This window comes from Paenibacillus sp. J22P90 (genome assembly GCF_059692195.1).
Map to the genome: position 1 here is coordinate 261667 of NZ_JCAUAY010000003.1, position 16552 is coordinate 278218.

The window sequence follows — 16552 nt, forward strand, 5'->3', positions numbered from 1 at the left end:
TACAAAAGTGCCCTGTCTTGGCATCCAAGATGGGGCACTTTTTTGCGCTATCCCTTGGGCATGAGCTTCAGCTTTTTACGTTTTATTAACGCGAGCAGAAGCAGTACCAAGGGACCACCAAACATAATAGTGGGAAATATGATGGGAACGGCTATTTTATGGAGGAAAATAACCGATATTTCTTCATAGTTAACGGGTATAAAGGATACGAGCATAACGCAGATCGTAATCACCCACGTTACTATTTTCCAATTCTGCAATCCCAATAGCTGTGTCGTTCCATAGCTAGCAACAAATAAATAAAGACCTAATTTGGTGAAAATACTCATGATCCAAATTGTAACTACGATAGCATCCAAATTCTCAATAATCCCGCCAATCGAGATCGAGCGAACAATCATTAACATCGGGTATGGGTAACCAGCCGTCACGTTAGGTCCGAACATCAAGACGCTGACTATCATAGATAGTATCGTGAGTATACCTGAAAGCATAACGCCGCTTACGGCATGACGGACCGTCTCCTTCCTCTTGCTAACAAAAGCAATCAACATCATGAGCATAATACAATCACCTAAGAAAGCCGCTGTAGGAAGAGCCCCGTGCAGTAATGACGTCACGCTGTTATCAAAGAAGACTGGACTGAGTCGGTCCCACTTCATTTGATTGATGCTTAGAAACATAGGACCTACCACACATAGTAAAATGATAGGTCCTGTAATTTCACAAATACGTGCAAGCACACCCACGCCATGCAAAGTAGGATAAAGTACAACGAGAAGCATCGGCAGCTCAATGACACAGAGGGGAGTCTTAGGCATAATAGTCCCCGTGATAAACAAACTAAATTGTTTCAATATCACGGTGAGCGTAACAATCCAGAACAAGACGTATAGGGCTGAGATCAATCCTCCGAACCATTTCCCTAGCAAAATTCGATTGAATTCAACTATTGTCAGACCAGGGAAAATCGTACTTAACTTTCCAGACATATAAGCAATGAGTATGCCTAACCCAGTTGCTAACGTGATGGAGATCCACGCATCCTGTTTCGCGATTTGAGCAGCAGGAGAAATCGTAAGAAGTATCGTCATAATAATTTGCATGCTAACCATCATCCAGAAAATTTGTCGGTTTGATAACGCCATATCACTCATCATAACCCCTCCTTTCTACCTTTATTGAGCCGTTAGGATAGAGAAATTGGATACACCCGGTCGCTTGATCTTGCTTTTCACATCCAGTTGAACATCAATTGTTGGGAAAATCGTGCTCCACTCCCCTTTGGCTTGCTGCCACTCCCTCGGATATTTTTTATGAAAAGCCCGGGCAAAGCCGAGTACATCAGCCTTTTGATCTTTTTGTATCTGCTCTAAGGTATTGGTCAAGATTTTCTTTATTTTCTGATCAAATGGCTCTTGCAGCTTTTTCATATTATCCAAACCATTGGCAAGCCTTATATTCGTTGAATTTTGTACAATATCAGCCTCTAGCTCCAACTGAATTCTCATTTTCCAAATCCCATTCTCAATCGAAGGATGGAGCTCAACATCGGTGGTGATGATTTTGATGACGATTTTCCCACCATCCTCTTGTTCAGTAAGCGTGATATTCCGGCCAAGATTTTCTGGTATAAATAAACGAACCCCCATCTGCGATTCATGTGTTAGAAAGCCTGTTAGCCTCCCCTTTTGAATAACGGACATGCCGTCCACTGCAATAATGGATTTCTGGGATTCATTCGCAAATAATTTACTTCTACCCGCAACCGGCAGTAAAAAGTCTCCCGATTCTCCGCTCAACTCCGCCTCAATATCATGCATGGTTGCAGCTCGAATCAATGGCTTTTGCGATAGTTTAATCAAGGTTTCATAGGAATTGGGATCATTTTGCGCATCTAACAGTGCTTTGGCCGTTCCTCTGCATACGAAAAAATTGGCCTGTTCCCGCGGTTGGATATCTCGAAATAAAAATTCGAAATCATCAAACATCCCGTCTCGGGCCAACTCTTCACCAAAAAAATACCCTTTGGCATGCCCCCAAGAGAAGTAGCGGGGAAACTTCTTTTGCATTTCTGACAACGCATCCGGCATGGAATTGCCTTTCATGGAAGTGGTGTAAACATTACCTTGCCCACCTCCTCCTTCTCCCGAAGCAGCAGCAGGATTCGGTATGAATACTTGGATCGTCACTTCAATCTTATCATCCGTGCTCTTATCGATTCCTGCTGCAATGATAAAGGCCATGTCATTCACTTCTGTACGATCCCAACAGCCCGTTAAGAGTAAGAAGCATATGGAAAGAACAGGAATGGTTACATAACACCTCATGTCACAGTCCTCCCATCCCTTAATTCTCATTCGGGTCATATCCATTCCGATTTGTGCCCTGTCTTTTCAAATTATCATTGTCCGCATAAAAGGCGGGACGCTTTGTCAATTTGCTTATAGGAGCGCGAAACAAGACATCTTTTATCCCTTGGGGATAGATGGGGGCTAACGGCGCCAAATAAGGCACTCCAAACGAACGGAGAATACACAGATGACTAATGATCAACAGCAGCGCAAGAATGAGACCAAACAAGCCTAATATGCCGGAGAGTATCATGATCGGAAAACGAAGTATGCGTAAGGAGATACCTGCTGAGTATTGCGGCATCATAAAGGAGGAAATGCCAGTAATCGCTACAACCATGACCATTGGTGCAGAAACCAACCCTGCTTGAATAGCGGCTTGACCAATCACGAGCGCACCTACGATACTGACAGCGGAACCGACTTGTCTGGGAAGACGAACACCGGCCTCTCGCAACGCTTCAAAGGTGATTTCCATGATCAACGCTTCAACCAAAGCTGGGAAAGGGATTTCCTCCCGTGATTTCGCAACACGAAGCAGCAGCGTTGTAGGCACCATCTCATGATGAAACGTTAATACCGCAACATAGATGGCTGGAGCCAACATAGCAATTAAGAAAAAAGTGTAACGAAGCCAACGAATCAGACTTCCAATAATGAAACGCTGATAATAGTCTTCGGGGGACTGCATCAACGACCAGAAGGTTGCAGGTGCAATAAGGGCAATAGGCGTATTATCCGTAATAATAACGATACGGCCTTCCAACAGTGCCGATACCGTCACGTCGGGACGTTCCGTCGTTTGAATTTGAGGAAAAGGCGAGTAGATATTGCTCTCGATCATTTCTTCGATGTAGCCGCTATCCAGCACGCCATCTATTCTGATCTGAGAGATTCGTTCGGAAACTTTGCTGATGATGTCGGGTTTAGCGATCCCCTCCATATAAGCCATCGTAACTTCCGTTTTTGAATAATTGCCGATCGTGAAATGAACGAATTTTAACGCGGGTGTCTTTAACCTTTTGCGAATTAATGACGTATTTACGACTAAGGATTCTACAAACCCCTCGCGAGGCCCACGCACGACGGATTCAGCCAAAGGCTCTTCAACGGATCTACCTTCGAACTGCGCTAATCCAAACGATAATGCGCCTTCAATGGTATCCACCAATAGAACTGGCTTGCCTTCCAGCACTTCATGCAAGATATCACCAATGAGGCGCAGCTCTTTGATATCCGACACCGTGATCTCACTCTTCACCGCATCCATCGATTCCATGCGTTCTGAGCTAGCTTTTTTAAGTGGTTCTAGGACATTTCCATCCAGCAGTTCTACGTTCACCATGCCTCTTAAATAAACAACGGAACCTTTCATGCTGTTAGCCAATTGAAAAGGTTTGAACAAAACATCCGCACAGTCGATGAACATGGTTTGTAAATGACGGATATTCGAGGAAAGCTCAGCAGACACCAAGGTATGAAACATTTCCTTGTCTATACTTGGATCCTCAGGTAAGTGCTGACTCATGCATAACTCTCCTTTAATACTCACATCCATTTACGTATTGTTATGCTCCCAAATTAAGGGGGTTATGCAATCATCGTTCTAACTTCAAAAGCTTCTCCTTATTCGCCAACCCGCCCCGATAACCCGTCAGCGCCCCATCCTTCCCCACTACACGGTGGCAAGGCACAACGATGAGTACGGGATTTGCACCAATAGCGGTACCAACGGCTCTAACAGCACTCGATTTCCCTAGCGACTGTGCTACCTGTGAATAACTGACCGTTTCACCGTGTGAAATGTCGTTCAAAGCCGCCCACACGTCTTGTTGGAACGTCGTCCCTCGTAAGTCTAAGGGAAGGGAAAACGCTGATCGTTTCCCGGCTAAGTACTCGTCCAACTGCTCAATATACGGCATTAGGGCTTCGCTATCTTTGATCAAGCTAGTCTGCAGCTTCCTCTTTGCCCATTTGCTGAGTTGCTGCCAGGCCTCTTCTCCAACACCTTCAGCCGCATTCTCCTCCTGAAACTGTAAGTAGCCAAGCCCTTGCTCCGTCGCAGCCAGTACAAAATCACTTCCCTGCAAACGTACTGTTGTCCAGTAAATGACTTCTGTGTTATTTATCTTCATCCTTAATTTCGCTCCTAACTTCTCTTGCGTGCTCATCTGATACCTTGATACCCCCACACCCCATACACCTTAGGTTGCATCACCGCCCCCTGTCGGTTATGGTTAATGAACATACGTTTGGCGATATTCCGTCGGCGTTAGCCCGGTTTTCTTCTGAAACAACGTCGCAAAATGGGCAGCATTCACTATCCCCACCTGCGCGCCAATCACATGTACGGCCATGTCCGAAGTGGTTAAAAGCTTTTTAGCTGCCTCTAGCCTGGCCTGCCCAATATACATAAGTGGCGTTACGCCCGCTATTCGTTTAAACGTTCTTTGCAGATGATACGTACTCGCATAAAAATGCTCCGCAAGCGTCGCTAACGACAGCGGCTCAGCGAAGTGCTCATCGATATGCGCCTTCATTTGCTCGACCCATTCCTCATCGGGGAGCCTGATGCCGTCAGGACGACACCTTTTGCATGGACGAAAGCTTTCGGCCATTGCCGCACGACTATGATGAAAAATACGCACATGCTCCCGCTTCGGAAGCCTAGACTTACAGGATGGTCGACAGTAAATGCCTGTCGTGGCCACCGCATAAACAAACGTCCCGTCATACGTCGCATCATTCGCAACGATCGCTTTCCAAAACCGCTCCTGCATACCAGATGCCCCTCTCCACGTGGTTCCTTGAATAAGCTCAGTATACCCAAACATGCCCGCGGTTGTAAGTGTTCGGAGATGAGAAAGCAAGATTACAAAAGCCTCTTTCAGCGATAATGGAAGTAACGATTTTACAACTGTTAAGGAGAATGTTGATGCCACACCTGTCCAGTCTAAAATGGCACGAACCCACGAGCACGCTCTCGTTAGCTCTGCCTGAGCCTTTTCGATATACGCAAAATATCGGCTATTTAAGCCGCTCAACCAATGAGTGCCTATTCGCTGTGGATAACTCCAGCATCTACAAGTTATTGCCGGTTGGGGATAAATTGGCGCTTATCGCTGTCCACAGTGAGGATGATGAGGAGCTTCACATCCGGATTGTTCATTATAGTGGTGCTAGTCTAACCAATGAGGTTCGCGAGGACATCGCTCGCTATGTGTGGGAGTGGTTTGATTTGGGGACGGATTTACGGCCATTGTATACGATGGAGGATCCGATTCTGCGTCAGGTGACAGAACAATTCTGGGGACTGCGCCTGATGGGGATTCCCGATTTGTTTGAGGCGATGAGCTGGGGGATTATTGGACAGCAAATTAATTTGGCTTTTGCCTATACGCTCAAGCGGCGTCTAGTCGAAACCTTCGGCACCTCGCTGGAATGGGAGGGTCGAACGTATTGGACGTTCCCGACGCCGGAGCGGGTCGCAGCGCTGACAACGGCTGATTTAACCGCTTTACAATTCACAGGTAAAAAAGCGGAGTACCTCATTGGTGTTGCCAATCCCATGGCGGAAGGATCGTTATCCAAGGCTGGGCTGCTTGCGATGGGCGATTTCCTCTCCATGGAAAAAGAGCTGCTGCGCATTCGCGGCATTGGCCCTTGGACGGCCAATTATGTGCTGATGCGCTGTCTGCGCAACCCTGCCGCGTTCCCGTTGGCCGATGTCGGCCTGCATAACGCGCTGAAGCACGTGCTTGGGCTTGACGCCAAGCCCTCGCTTGAAGAGATTCGCCAGCTTGCGGAGCGCTGGCGGGGCTGGGAAGCTTACGCCACGTTTTACTTGTGGCGAGTTTTGTATTAGCGGCGGCCCCTCCAGGCTACCGGAGCGACGGCGAAAATAACTGGATTTTCTACAGTTAAATCTGGCGAATTCCCCCATTTGGGCAAACTAACTGGATTTTATGAAGCTATTTATGCTGAATTCTACCCTAATGCGCAAAACTGGCGATATTAGCTGTACATTTTCCAGTTAATTGTTAATTTCGGCTAAATGGGATGAAAATAGATGGACTTTTTCCATCTAACGAGGTGCGGAGGGGGCGAGAGGGTGCAGGCCTTCACTCGTGAGGCTTCACACCTACTCCGTCCTCAGACTCCTCCTCGCCAGAGCACTCGAAGCATAATAAAGTTTTATCCGCCTGCACGACGCCATCTAGGAACCCCATTTTGCAGTAGACTGGCTTCTCACATGCACGGCAATGTCCGATGAGCTCTTCCATTTGGCTTTTCCTCCTTTAAACTTCACGCTACCTAACACGATCACGATATGCTTGCGACAAACTTCTACGCTACCTAGCTATTTCCCTCCATTCCCTACGTACAGACAACAAAAGGCTGCCTCGCTCGATGTGATCGATTGTGGCAACCTAATGGTATTTCTGTATGGGCATTGCTAGCAATGCTTAAGTAGCTGAAGGGGGTGCTGGTGGAGAAGGTCTGTGCTCCCCGCCGCGGCCGGGCTTTCCTTTAAATGAACCGCCGTCGCCGCGTGGCTGCAGCTGTGGCATAGGGCGATCTCCGCCTTTGCGTTCGACGAAACTTTTCAGCTCATCTGTCATACTGTCTTTGATCTTAGCGATCAACTGATCCTCTGTGATGCCCTTCGCTGCGGCGATCTCAGTAAGTGATTTCCCTGCTTTACGCTCTGTAGCCAGCTCTTCCTCGGTGATGCCAAGAATCGCAGCGATTTCTTTCGGATTCCCCCATGCACCCAAACCAGGCGCAGGCATTGGCATGCTGCCGCCGCGAGGCATCATCGGCTTTTTATCAAAGTTCATCACCGGTTGCTTCGCTTCCACGATCTTCTTAATGCGATCAGCAATATCCGCTTTGAGCTTATCCGCCTGCTCTTGCTTGATTTTACCCTCGCTAAGCGCTGTATCAATTCTCTTTGTTTCCGCCTCTGTCAGCTTAGCCAGCAGTGTATCTTCAGTAAGATTGGCTTTCTCCTGAGCAATTTGAACGAGGGTTTTACCCGCTGCAAATTCCTCTTTCAGAACGCTCTTATCGATGCCAAGGATGGTTGCAAAATCCAAAACTCCGCCAAAACCGCCTCTACCAAATTCAAAATTGCCCCTTTGTGGCGCTTGATGCTTCTGAAGGCTATGTTTATCCTGAAACTTCTTAGGTACTGATGACGTCGTGTTGGTGTCAGTAGCAAAAACTTGATTATGCTGAAGTACGAAGCCGCCACTGATCAATAAGCCAGCTGCCAGCGTGCCGATAAGCCACGTTTTATGAATGCGCTTCATCCGAGTTACCCACCTTTTTCTATAATTGGTCGATTCTTCTTCAAGTATAAATGATAATTGTGAAAAATATTTGAATATTTCGAAAAAAAGTGATCCCGCTTACGCTTTTTCTCGCGCTAGGAAGACGAAGCAAAGCACGGCTCCAAGCTCCATGAGCGCGATGATAATACCTAACGGCACTGCCGTTTGGCTGCCGCCGAGACCAACAAGCGGGGCCACTAAGCCGCCGATGACGAAGGTCATCAAACCTAGCAGGGCTGCGGCGCTGCCGGCGGTTTTGCCTTGATTTTGCAGAGCCAATGATGAAGTAGATACGGAAATGGGTCCAATGCAGGACACGATGAGGAAAAACGCCGGTAAAATCAAATACAGCCCAGCCCCGCTAAGCGTTGCGATAAGCAGCAGCAGACCACCTAGCACAGCTATCGTTAAGCCTCCAGCTAGCAGACGTTGATTGCTGACTTTGCCAGCAAGTCGCCCTGTTATTTGGCCTGCAAGGATCACGCCTGCACCGTTGACAGCGAAGATGACACTGAACATTTGTGGAGAAACACCAAAAATATCCTGCAAAACAAACGGCGACCCCGAAATATACGCAAACATGCCGGCAAAAACGAGCCCCTGCGTCAACGCGTAGCCCATGAACAAACGGTCCGTAAGCAAACCCCGGAAAATGCGCAGTGTAGTCGTAAGTCCGCTTTTGGTGCGGCGTTCAGGCGGGTGTGTTTCTTTTAGCCCAAGTACAACAATAATGAGCATCGCGACACCGATCAAGCTGAGCACCAGGAACACGCCACGCCAAGAAGTAAACTGCAGCAGCTGGCCACCGATGATTGGCGCAAGGATAGGAGCCGAACCATTCACGAGCATCAGCAGCGCAAAAAACTTCGTCAATGCCACCCCTTCATACATATCACGAACGATAGCCCGGGAAATAACGATCCCTGCGGCACCTGCCATCCCCTGCACGAATCGCAGGATGAGGAAGGCCCAGATGGATGGAGCAACCATACAGAGTGCGGAAGCTGCGCCGTAAACCAAGAGTCCGACTAACAGAGGCAAGCGCCTGCCACGCACATCGCTCACCGCTCCAGCAACAAGCTGGCCCAGCGAGAGACCGAGCATGCAGGCAGTTAGACTCATTTGCGCGAGCGAGGTTGTCGTATGCAGATCTTCCGCAATGACGGGCAGCGCTGGCAGATACATATCTAGGGAAAGCGGCCCGAAGGATGCGAGTAAACCAAGTACGAGCACCATCCATAATCGGCTGCCGCTCGATATTTCTTTCGATTGCGAAGCGATAGACATGAGAGATCACAAACTTTCTTAAGTAATTCATTTAACCTACCATTGGGATAGGTTTTTGTCTAGTTGCTCAGCGTGATGGCAGAAGCTGTTACATGCTGCGGTTACGATGGGTGGGGGGGGCCATCCCACAAAAAGCAAAGCCCCTCAGGTCCACGACCTGAAGGGCTTCACTTATTCTATAGACGTTACTTCGTAACCGTCACCGTCAAGACGTCGCTGGATGTCACGCCTGCGGCGTTGAACAGCTCGACGCGATATTGATAAGCGCCAATGCCGCGACCGGCGATGGCTGTTACAGCGCTTTGGGCGCTAGGTGTAGTTGCTTGCAGCGTTTTGGTATCGATGAGCACATCGTTCTCGTAGAGGCGGTACCCTGTTGCATTTGTCCCCCACCACATGTTCGTGCTCACATTGTAATTGCCATCACCATCCCAATTATCCTGGGATAAGACAGGCTTACCTGGGGATGCGTCTGTGATGGTTACAACGAGTGGCTGACTAGCTGTCGTTCCGAATACATTAATAAGTTCACTTGTGTACGTATAAGTGCCGTTTGGTTTGTCGGATACATCCGCTTTGGCGGTTTGAGCCGCTGGAGTGGCATCAGATAATGTAGTAGTACTAATGAGAACTCCGTTTTCGTACAGTTTGAAAATACTTCCATTATTCCCCCACCACATGTTCATGGTGACGGTGTAGTTACCATTTTTTAAACCGGAATAGCCGTTATTGGAGGATAAAACGGGCTGGCCAGGCGCGCCAAGGGATAATGGCTTTACCACGTTAAACGTCTGTGAAGCACTCGTCGTGTTACCTGCCGCATCCACTACCAGATAGGCTACCGTGTGTGTGCCTACAGCCAGACTACCTGCGGCAATTGTTTGACCGCTTGTAATCGCACTGCCATCCAAGGTCAGGGATTGCTCCGCAACGCCCGAAAGCGCATCAGTGCTCGCTAAGTCGAATCTCACCGCAGCCGTATTCGATACATCGGTAATCGCATGGCCCGACTCGGTTAGGGTCGCTGTTGGCGCTGTTTTATCCAGCTTCACTTGCAGGGATTGGGCTGTTTCCACATTGCCTGCAGCGTCTGAAGAGGCGTAGCTCAACGTTGTCGTGCCCTCGCTCCCAATAGCCACTGGCGCTGTGTAAATAGCCGATACACCACCGTTAATGGCATATTGGGTGACCACTTCACCCTCTTGATCATCAACAGCCGTTAATGTAACGGTGACGTCATCCTTAAACCAACCCGCTCCATTCGGAATTCCCGATAAAGCTGCAGTCGTTATAGGCGCCACCGTGTCAGCCGCCACGCTGAAATCGCTCAAGCCCCGTGGCTTTAATTGGAAGACACCTTTGAAAATAGCGCCAACACCTTGAATCGTCACCTTTTGCCCGGCTGTGTATGGGAAGGTGCTTAAGGACAAGCCTGTTCGTGTATCGACACGAATGTGGTTGCTGACCTCGCCTTTGACAGCGTCGAACTCAAAAGAACCCGTCGGTGATGCCGTGATTATATTGCTGATCGTCACATCGCTAAGTGAGAGCAGCTGCCCTTGATTGTCCGCTGTCACAGCGGAAACAGGCGTTGGTGTTGGGAGCGCAGCGACGCCTGTTTTGGTAATTTCCACAGGATCCGTGAGCTCGAACTCCGTGTTGAAAAGCGCTGTAGGCGCCGTAACCTTAACCGTATCGCCTTGATGGAAGCCGCTCAAGCTTTGGAACACATACAAGCCGCCAGTCGCATCTTGCAAATAGAAAGCTTGCCCGCCAAAAGCTCCCGGCTCCGTCGTAACAACACCCTCAACTGTCACCAACGTACCTGCTGCTTTGGCACGTGCTTCTGCAATGGTGATTTTGGCTGGAATCGGATTCTGTTCTTCTGGCAAGGACTCTGGAGGTACGTTGCCTAGGGTGACACTCTCGGTTTTGATATTCGTACCATTAATTCGCAAGCGCATATTCGCTGGTGCCGTCGTCCCCGGAACAACGCGCACATTCAGATCCTTCGTCGCGTGTCCATTGATATCTGCGGTTACGCTGAACGTGGAACTATAAGCGTATGCCGTCGGCCATGTGCCGTCCGCATTCTGCACCTTGGCGATTTGCGAACCTCCGCTAACCAGATAGATGCCCAGGGAGAATCCCGTTACCGTTGTCGAAGGCGGCAAGTTATCCACAACGACTCTTACAGGGAAGTCCGCCGCATTCGGCAATACGGCTTGTTTTACGAAGCTGTACGTCGTATTCGCTGTAGCTGCAGGTCCGCCATAGGAGCCTGGTTTAAACGTGCTGCGGTCGTACCACTTATAGCCGGCGTTCGGCGCCGCCCAAGGCTCTGGCTGCGGTTCCGTCGAGGCTGCTGGCGCTTCAAAAGGCAACAACGTTGTCGGCTGGTCAAGCTGCAAGCCACTTACTTCCGTGAAGCTGGTATAGCTTTCTTTGGTGGATAACCAGTTCACCATATTCACGAGCAGCGTTCCGTCATCCACTTCTTTAAACCCATCATACGTCGTCTTCTTCGCGCCAGTATCTTCGCGCACATATTTCGGCGTTGCATCCTCAACCGGTGATGAGTCCCCGATGAAGGCAGCCTTTCCTGCGCCAGCTTTTGCAACGGCCACGTAAGGTCCTTCTGCCACGCCGCCTCCGTTGTAGACACCTTGATCTACGGCATTGGCCCACGCATCATTCGTTTGCGGCAAGTACACGATCCCCTTCGCTTTCGTCGGATCGATAATAGCCAGCGTAGATCCCGCATGCATCGCTACACTCGAGACGCCTGTCGTGATGCCAAAAGCTTGCGCAGGCGCTACGATGTTATTCGCATTAATGTCGCCGAGGGCGTTATAGCGAAAACGCAGACCGAACTGCGTCGCCAGCCAGTCCGAGCTTGCGACATCCTGCATGGCTGAGGAGGCTGCCTCTTCCGCGCTCATCCCGGCTGCTGGATTCATCCAGGCGCCTCGGCGATACCCATTGAACACCTCGGAGCCATCCCAGCGGTTTTTGTTACGGTCGGCATTGTAATGATCGCCGATGAAGAAAATACTGCCGCCGCCTTGCACATATTGGGCAAGAGCAGCTTGCTCACTCGTTTTATACGGAACATTCGACTCCGCTACTACAAAAACATCATAACCGCTCAAATCCGCCAACGTAATTGGCGTGGTTTTGCGCAGTTCTTTGACGTAATAACCATTATTCGCCAGCGCATTACCGAAATCCGAAAAAGCCCCATCAATTACCCAATCCGCTGCTCCAGCCGTCTGTTCATGCGTGTTGTCAAAGAGCACTTTCTTCCCGGCATTGCCGTTCACTACTTTAGCTTCAATAAATGGCGCCGGATCTGTCGGTCCCTCGGCCATTACCGTCTGCCAACTGGTGGCAGCCAGCATTTGAAACGGGATTGCCACTGTCAACGCCAACGTTGTCTTCCATAATTTCGCCTTCCATCCTATGGGCCTACTCAATTCAATTCCTCCTTAGCTAATGGGCTGAATCAAAACCTTCTACGTAAGCAGCAGCTTATCGAACAGACAAGCCATCTAAGAACTCCCTTATTCTACCATAGGATAATTGCGAAAATTGCTATTTTATTGTAAAGACATGAAAATTTGTGCAGTAAAACCATTGAATTAGAATATTTCCCAAAAGGGAAATGAATCTACGATTAACAGTCTATTATCCAGTAAATTGTTAAGAATGTTACTAAGACAACAATTCATTGGGGGTATCCGAGTTGGATTTTGTACCAATAATCCCATTTGAGCCAATTAGCACGGACGAATTGCCATTGGGTAATCATTTTACTGGCCAAATCAAATGGGATGGGGTGAGAATGCTCCTATATTTTGATGGAAACAAGACCAAGTTAATAAATCGAAGAGCCAATGAGCGAACATTACAGTATCCCGAATTGACCAATCCACGTGAGTTTTGCACAGCCAATTCTGTCATATTAGATGGGGAAATTATCGCACTTTCAGAAGGCAAACCTTCTTTTTATGAGATTATGAGGAGGGACAGTGCAAGGAAATCAACCACAGTGACTCAAGCCATGCGCAATGTTCCAATCACTTATATGATTTTTGACATCCTCTATTTAGACGGAAAATGGCTGACGCACTTAAGTCTGAAAGAAAGACAAGCTGTGATAGCAAAAATCATTAAACCCAACCATCTAGTTCAAATCGTTACTAACCACAATGATATTGCAGCACTCTTTAAGGTTGTAGAGCAGCATGGATTAGAAGGAATTATGATCAAGGACCTGAACAGCAGTTACTTAATTAACGGTAAAGATAAGCGATGGCTCAAGAAGAAAATTTTCAAAGATCTGTTTGCGGTTGTAAGTGGCGTTACCTACAGAGGTAACCTTGTCAATTCACTATTATTAGGCTTGTACGATGATCAGAATCAATTATGGTACATTGGTCATGCAGGCACTGGTAAACTTTCAGTTAAAGACTGGCAACATCTAACTGAGCAAGTTCAAAGCATGATAACGACTGAACGTTCATTTATTAATGAGCCCGAAAGAGCGAAAGAAGCCACTTGGATAATTCCACAAATCGTTGTGAAAGTAAGTTATTTAGAATGGACCTCCAACAAAACATTGAGGCACCCAAGTATACAATCTTTTGTGAATATGGATATCAAAGAATGCACCCTAAGCCAGAATTAGTTGTACGTAAAAAAGCCGATGATCGCTCTAAAGAGTGATCTATCGGCTTTTTTCATTTATTTCGCTGGAGGAATACTTTGCGGATTGTTAAACACATTCTTAGGGTCATACTTCGCTTTTACTCTGCGTAATCTTTCATAGTTCTTGCCATAGTACACCGGCCCAGAGTCTTTGATCCCTTGGTCTGGCACGTTGATATAGGACCCTATAATATAGGGCTGTAACTTTTTACGTGTTCCCCGAGCTAAGGCAATGTTTTTAGCAGCATGCGATGGTTTAACCCATGAGCTATTCCATTCTACGTAGTAATCCGCTTTTCGCCAGTAAAATGCAGTAGCTCTAGGTGCGACACGGCTGATAGCACCGCCCCAGTTGAGGAAAAAGAATCCTGCTGGTGTGCCCCCTTCTGCTTTCTCTAGAAACTCGCGCATCGCTACAAAAGCTTTATCAGGAAAAGGTGCTCTTCCGAAACCACTAGAAAACTGATTGCTGAACTTCTGAGGAAGTATTGGATCAGGAGCAAGCATAAAATCCACGACTTTCGTGTAAGGGAGCAGCCGCACATCTTTTGTAGGCGTTCCGACAGCTAGGATCGGTGCTAATAATCGAAGAGCCTCATTTTTCGGCCCTAAATACATCCCTAGCATGCTGACATTGCCGCCTTTTTTGGGCCCAATCGACAATTCGCTCCCCAGTTTGGTGCTTATAAAAGGAGCCCATCTTTGCCACTTTTTTGTTACCTCTTCAAACTGGTTCCATGGCCAGGTAATGGTAAAAACAGTTGCCTTTTGTGGAGCTCGCCGTACTTTGAATTTGTATGTTGTATACACACCAAAGTTACCTCCGCCACCCCCGCGAGTAGCCCATAACAGATCGCTATTGCACTTTTTATTGGCACGAATCACTTTCCCCTTCGCATCAACCATTTCAATTTCTAGAAGGTTGTCACAGAGAAGACCGGTCGTCCGTTGAAGTGGCCCAATCCCCCCGCCGGCTGTGATACCGCCGATCCCTACAGATGGGCTATCGCCAAAGGGAGCCAGAATGCCTTGCTTGGCAAGCGTTTTCACTATTCTTCCCACTGTATTGCCTGAACCAACAACGGCTGTTCCGAGTTTTCTATTGAGCTGAATTTTCTTCATATCACTTACATCAATAACAATGCCCCCATTGACCTGGGACAGATTCGTTTCCAAGGCATGTCTTCCACTTCTTGGTCGAATGGGGACATTATTTTTACGCGCCCATCTTATCGCATTTGCCACATCTTTCGTTCCCTGAGCAAACACAAACACTCTCGGAAATCTGTCTGTATGAGGATCCCAATTTTTTCGTGCAGCATCATACCCCGGATCTCCTTTAAAGATTACTCGCCCTGTAAGTCCCGACTTTGAAATCACAGCTCCATCTCCCTATGGGTTATTGACCGTTCATGTTATTCATGAATAAGCCATGCATCCTATAACGTATGATGGACATTTGTCGCGGGTATGGGCTTTATGCATGTAAGGGGGGCTAAACTTAAGGATTTAACTGCAGCAAGTAGACTTCGCAACTACCGGTATGTTTATTTTTGTACAGCAAGAACTGGTCTGGATACTGCACACCCCTGTTTCAGGAAGTACAAGTTCAACTCTCTCCGCAGCTGCATGATCACCGACTAGAGCCGCAACAACGGATCTTACTTGTTCATACCCTGTAGCCATTAAAAAAGTAGGCGCTCGGCCATAGCTTTTGGAACCAACAATATAGAAATTTTTCTCTGGTTGTCTTAGCTCTTTCTCCCCGTGCGGTCTTACTGTGCCGCAACCATGCAGATTAGGGTCAATGAGAGGTGCCAGTTCCACCGTACTCTCCAGACTTGGATCAGTGGTCACTCGGACTTCTCTTAAGAAAGATAGATCCGGACGGGAACCCGTATTTGAAACAATCTCATCTACTCCATGAATATATAATAGCTCATTCTCAACAGAACCGCTGACTTGAATCTTTCCACCATTGTTTTTTAACTCTTGAATATGAAATGACGTTAAAACCTTGACTTTACCTGATTCAACAAGCCTCTGAATACGCGAACCAAGTTCGCCTCTAGCAGCCAACTGATCTTCCTCTTGCCCTCCATAAACATCTTTAAGCTTGGATTTTCGGAGTACCCAAACAATTTCAGTTTCTCGTACTTCATCTTGGAGTTCACCAAGTTCCAAAAGCGTATTAATGGCGGAGTGGCCACTTCCTACAACAAGCACTTTCTTGCCACTATAACGCCCTTTATGCTTACTTAGAATATCTGGCATCCCGTAGTAAATATGGCTGCTTAGAGAATTTTCCTCGGCCGTCCAAACCCCTTCTGATAGAACAGGACTCGGGTTCGCCCAAGTGCCCGTGGCATCAATAACAGCCCTAGCTTCGACCACGATTCTCTCACCATTTTTCTCAACATGGAGTACAAATGGAAGCACGTCGCGGCCCTCTGTTTTCACCTTGTTAAGCCCCTTACGACTCACTGCAACCACTGTTGTATTGAAGTGAACGTAAGGTTTAATTTCAGGCAGGTTGGCCAATGGCTTGAAATAATTTTCAATCATCTCAAGACCGGTAGGTATATCCGAGTTAATTGGAGCTATCCAATCGTGTGAGGAGAGTAATTGGCGAGCAACTTTATCGATATTAAATTCCCATGGGGAAAAGAGTCTAACATGTGCCCATGAAGCAACATTCGAAGCAACCTCGTTCCCAGCTTCAAATAATACAAAAGGCTCCCCACGTGTTACTAAATGCGCAGCCGCGGCAAGGCCGACAGGACCTGCTCCGATAATTGCTACTGGTAATCTTGTTTGCAAGTTATTTTCAGACATTGAGAAACCTCCAAGTCATATTTTTTCAAA

General features: G+C 47.7%; 13 protein-coding genes. 2 read left to right on the forward strand and 11 right to left on the reverse strand.

Annotated features, from left to right (window positions below; translation table 11 throughout):
* Positions 1 to 47 precede the first annotated feature (47 nt).
* The 5 genes from AC58UX_RS11525 to AC58UX_RS11545 all read right to left on the reverse strand — a co-directional run bounded on the left by AC58UX_RS11525 (position 48) and on the right by AC58UX_RS11545 (position 5134).
* The gene (locus AC58UX_RS11525) at positions 48 to 1157 is read right to left on the reverse strand and encodes a GerAB/ArcD/ProY family transporter (protein ID WP_497252623.1); all 1110 of its coding nucleotides are present in this window, start codon (positions 1155 to 1157) and stop codon (positions 48 to 50) included.
* 21 nt (positions 1158 to 1178) lie between these two features.
* Positions 1179 to 2330 carry a Ger(x)C family spore germination protein gene (locus tag AC58UX_RS11530; RefSeq protein WP_497252625.1) on the reverse strand — a complete coding sequence of 384 codons (1152 nt, stop codon included), beginning with the start codon at positions 2328 to 2330 and terminating at the stop codon, positions 1179 to 1181.
* A 19-nt stretch (positions 2331 to 2349) separates the two neighbouring features.
* Positions 2350 to 3882: a spore germination protein gene (locus AC58UX_RS11535; RefSeq protein ID WP_497252627.1), complete on the reverse strand. Its 1533-nt coding sequence runs from the start codon at positions 3880 to 3882 to the stop codon at positions 2350 to 2352.
* Between the two features lie 70 nt (positions 3883 to 3952).
* Entirely contained in the window at positions 3953 to 4489 is a 537-nt protein-coding gene (locus AC58UX_RS11540) for a methylated-DNA--[protein]-cysteine S-methyltransferase (RefSeq protein WP_497252629.1), read from the reverse strand.
* Positions 4490 to 4591: 102 nt separating this feature from the next.
* A complete protein-coding gene (locus tag AC58UX_RS11545; protein WP_497253631.1) occupies positions 4592 to 5134 on the reverse strand; it encodes a bifunctional transcriptional activator/DNA repair enzyme AdaA in 543 nt (180 codons plus the stop codon).
* A gap of 149 nt (positions 5135 to 5283) precedes the next feature.
* Here AC58UX_RS11545 and AC58UX_RS11550 point away from each other — a divergent pair, with 149 nt between their 5' ends.
* Entirely contained in the window at positions 5284 to 6219 is a 936-nt protein-coding gene (locus AC58UX_RS11550; protein ID WP_497252631.1) for a DNA-3-methyladenine glycosylase family protein, read from the forward strand.
* Between the two features lie 256 nt (positions 6220 to 6475).
* Here AC58UX_RS11550 and AC58UX_RS11555 read toward each other — a convergent pair whose 3' ends face one another.
* From AC58UX_RS11555 to AC58UX_RS11570, 4 genes are all read right to left on the reverse strand, one after another.
* Complete coding sequence (locus AC58UX_RS11555; RefSeq protein ID WP_497252633.1) at positions 6476 to 6637, reverse strand: hypothetical protein; 162 nt, start codon at positions 6635 to 6637, stop codon at positions 6476 to 6478.
* Positions 6638 to 6820: 183 nt separating this feature from the next.
* Positions 6821 to 7669 carry a hypothetical protein gene (locus AC58UX_RS11560; protein ID WP_497252635.1) on the reverse strand — a complete coding sequence of 283 codons (849 nt, stop codon included), beginning with the start codon at positions 7667 to 7669 and terminating at the stop codon, positions 6821 to 6823.
* 99 nt (positions 7670 to 7768) lie between these two features.
* Positions 7769 to 8977, reverse strand: coding sequence for a multidrug effflux MFS transporter (locus AC58UX_RS11565; protein WP_497252637.1), 1209 nt, complete (start codon positions 8975 to 8977; stop codon positions 7769 to 7771).
* Positions 8978 to 9162: 185 nt separating this feature from the next.
* Positions 9163 to 12453 (reverse strand): OmpL47-type beta-barrel domain-containing protein, encoded by a 3291-nt coding sequence (locus AC58UX_RS11570; protein ID WP_497252639.1) that lies wholly within the window; start codon positions 12451 to 12453, stop codon positions 9163 to 9165.
* 269 nt (positions 12454 to 12722) lie between these two features.
* Between AC58UX_RS11570 and AC58UX_RS11575 the strand changes: the two genes are divergently transcribed.
* A complete protein-coding gene (locus tag AC58UX_RS11575) occupies positions 12723 to 13667 on the forward strand; it encodes an ATP-dependent DNA ligase (RefSeq protein WP_497252641.1) in 945 nt (314 codons plus the stop codon).
* Between the two features lie 56 nt (positions 13668 to 13723).
* On the opposite strand, the gene AC58UX_RS11580 is transcribed toward AC58UX_RS11575, so the two are convergent.
* Complete coding sequence (locus AC58UX_RS11580) at positions 13724 to 15064, reverse strand: FAD-binding oxidoreductase (protein WP_497253633.1); 1341 nt, start codon at positions 15062 to 15064, stop codon at positions 13724 to 13726.
* Between the two features lie 132 nt (positions 15065 to 15196).
* Positions 15197 to 16522: an FAD-dependent oxidoreductase gene (locus AC58UX_RS11585; protein ID WP_497252643.1), complete on the reverse strand. Its 1326-nt coding sequence runs from the start codon at positions 16520 to 16522 to the stop codon at positions 15197 to 15199.
* Positions 16523 to 16552: the final 30 nt, after the last annotated feature.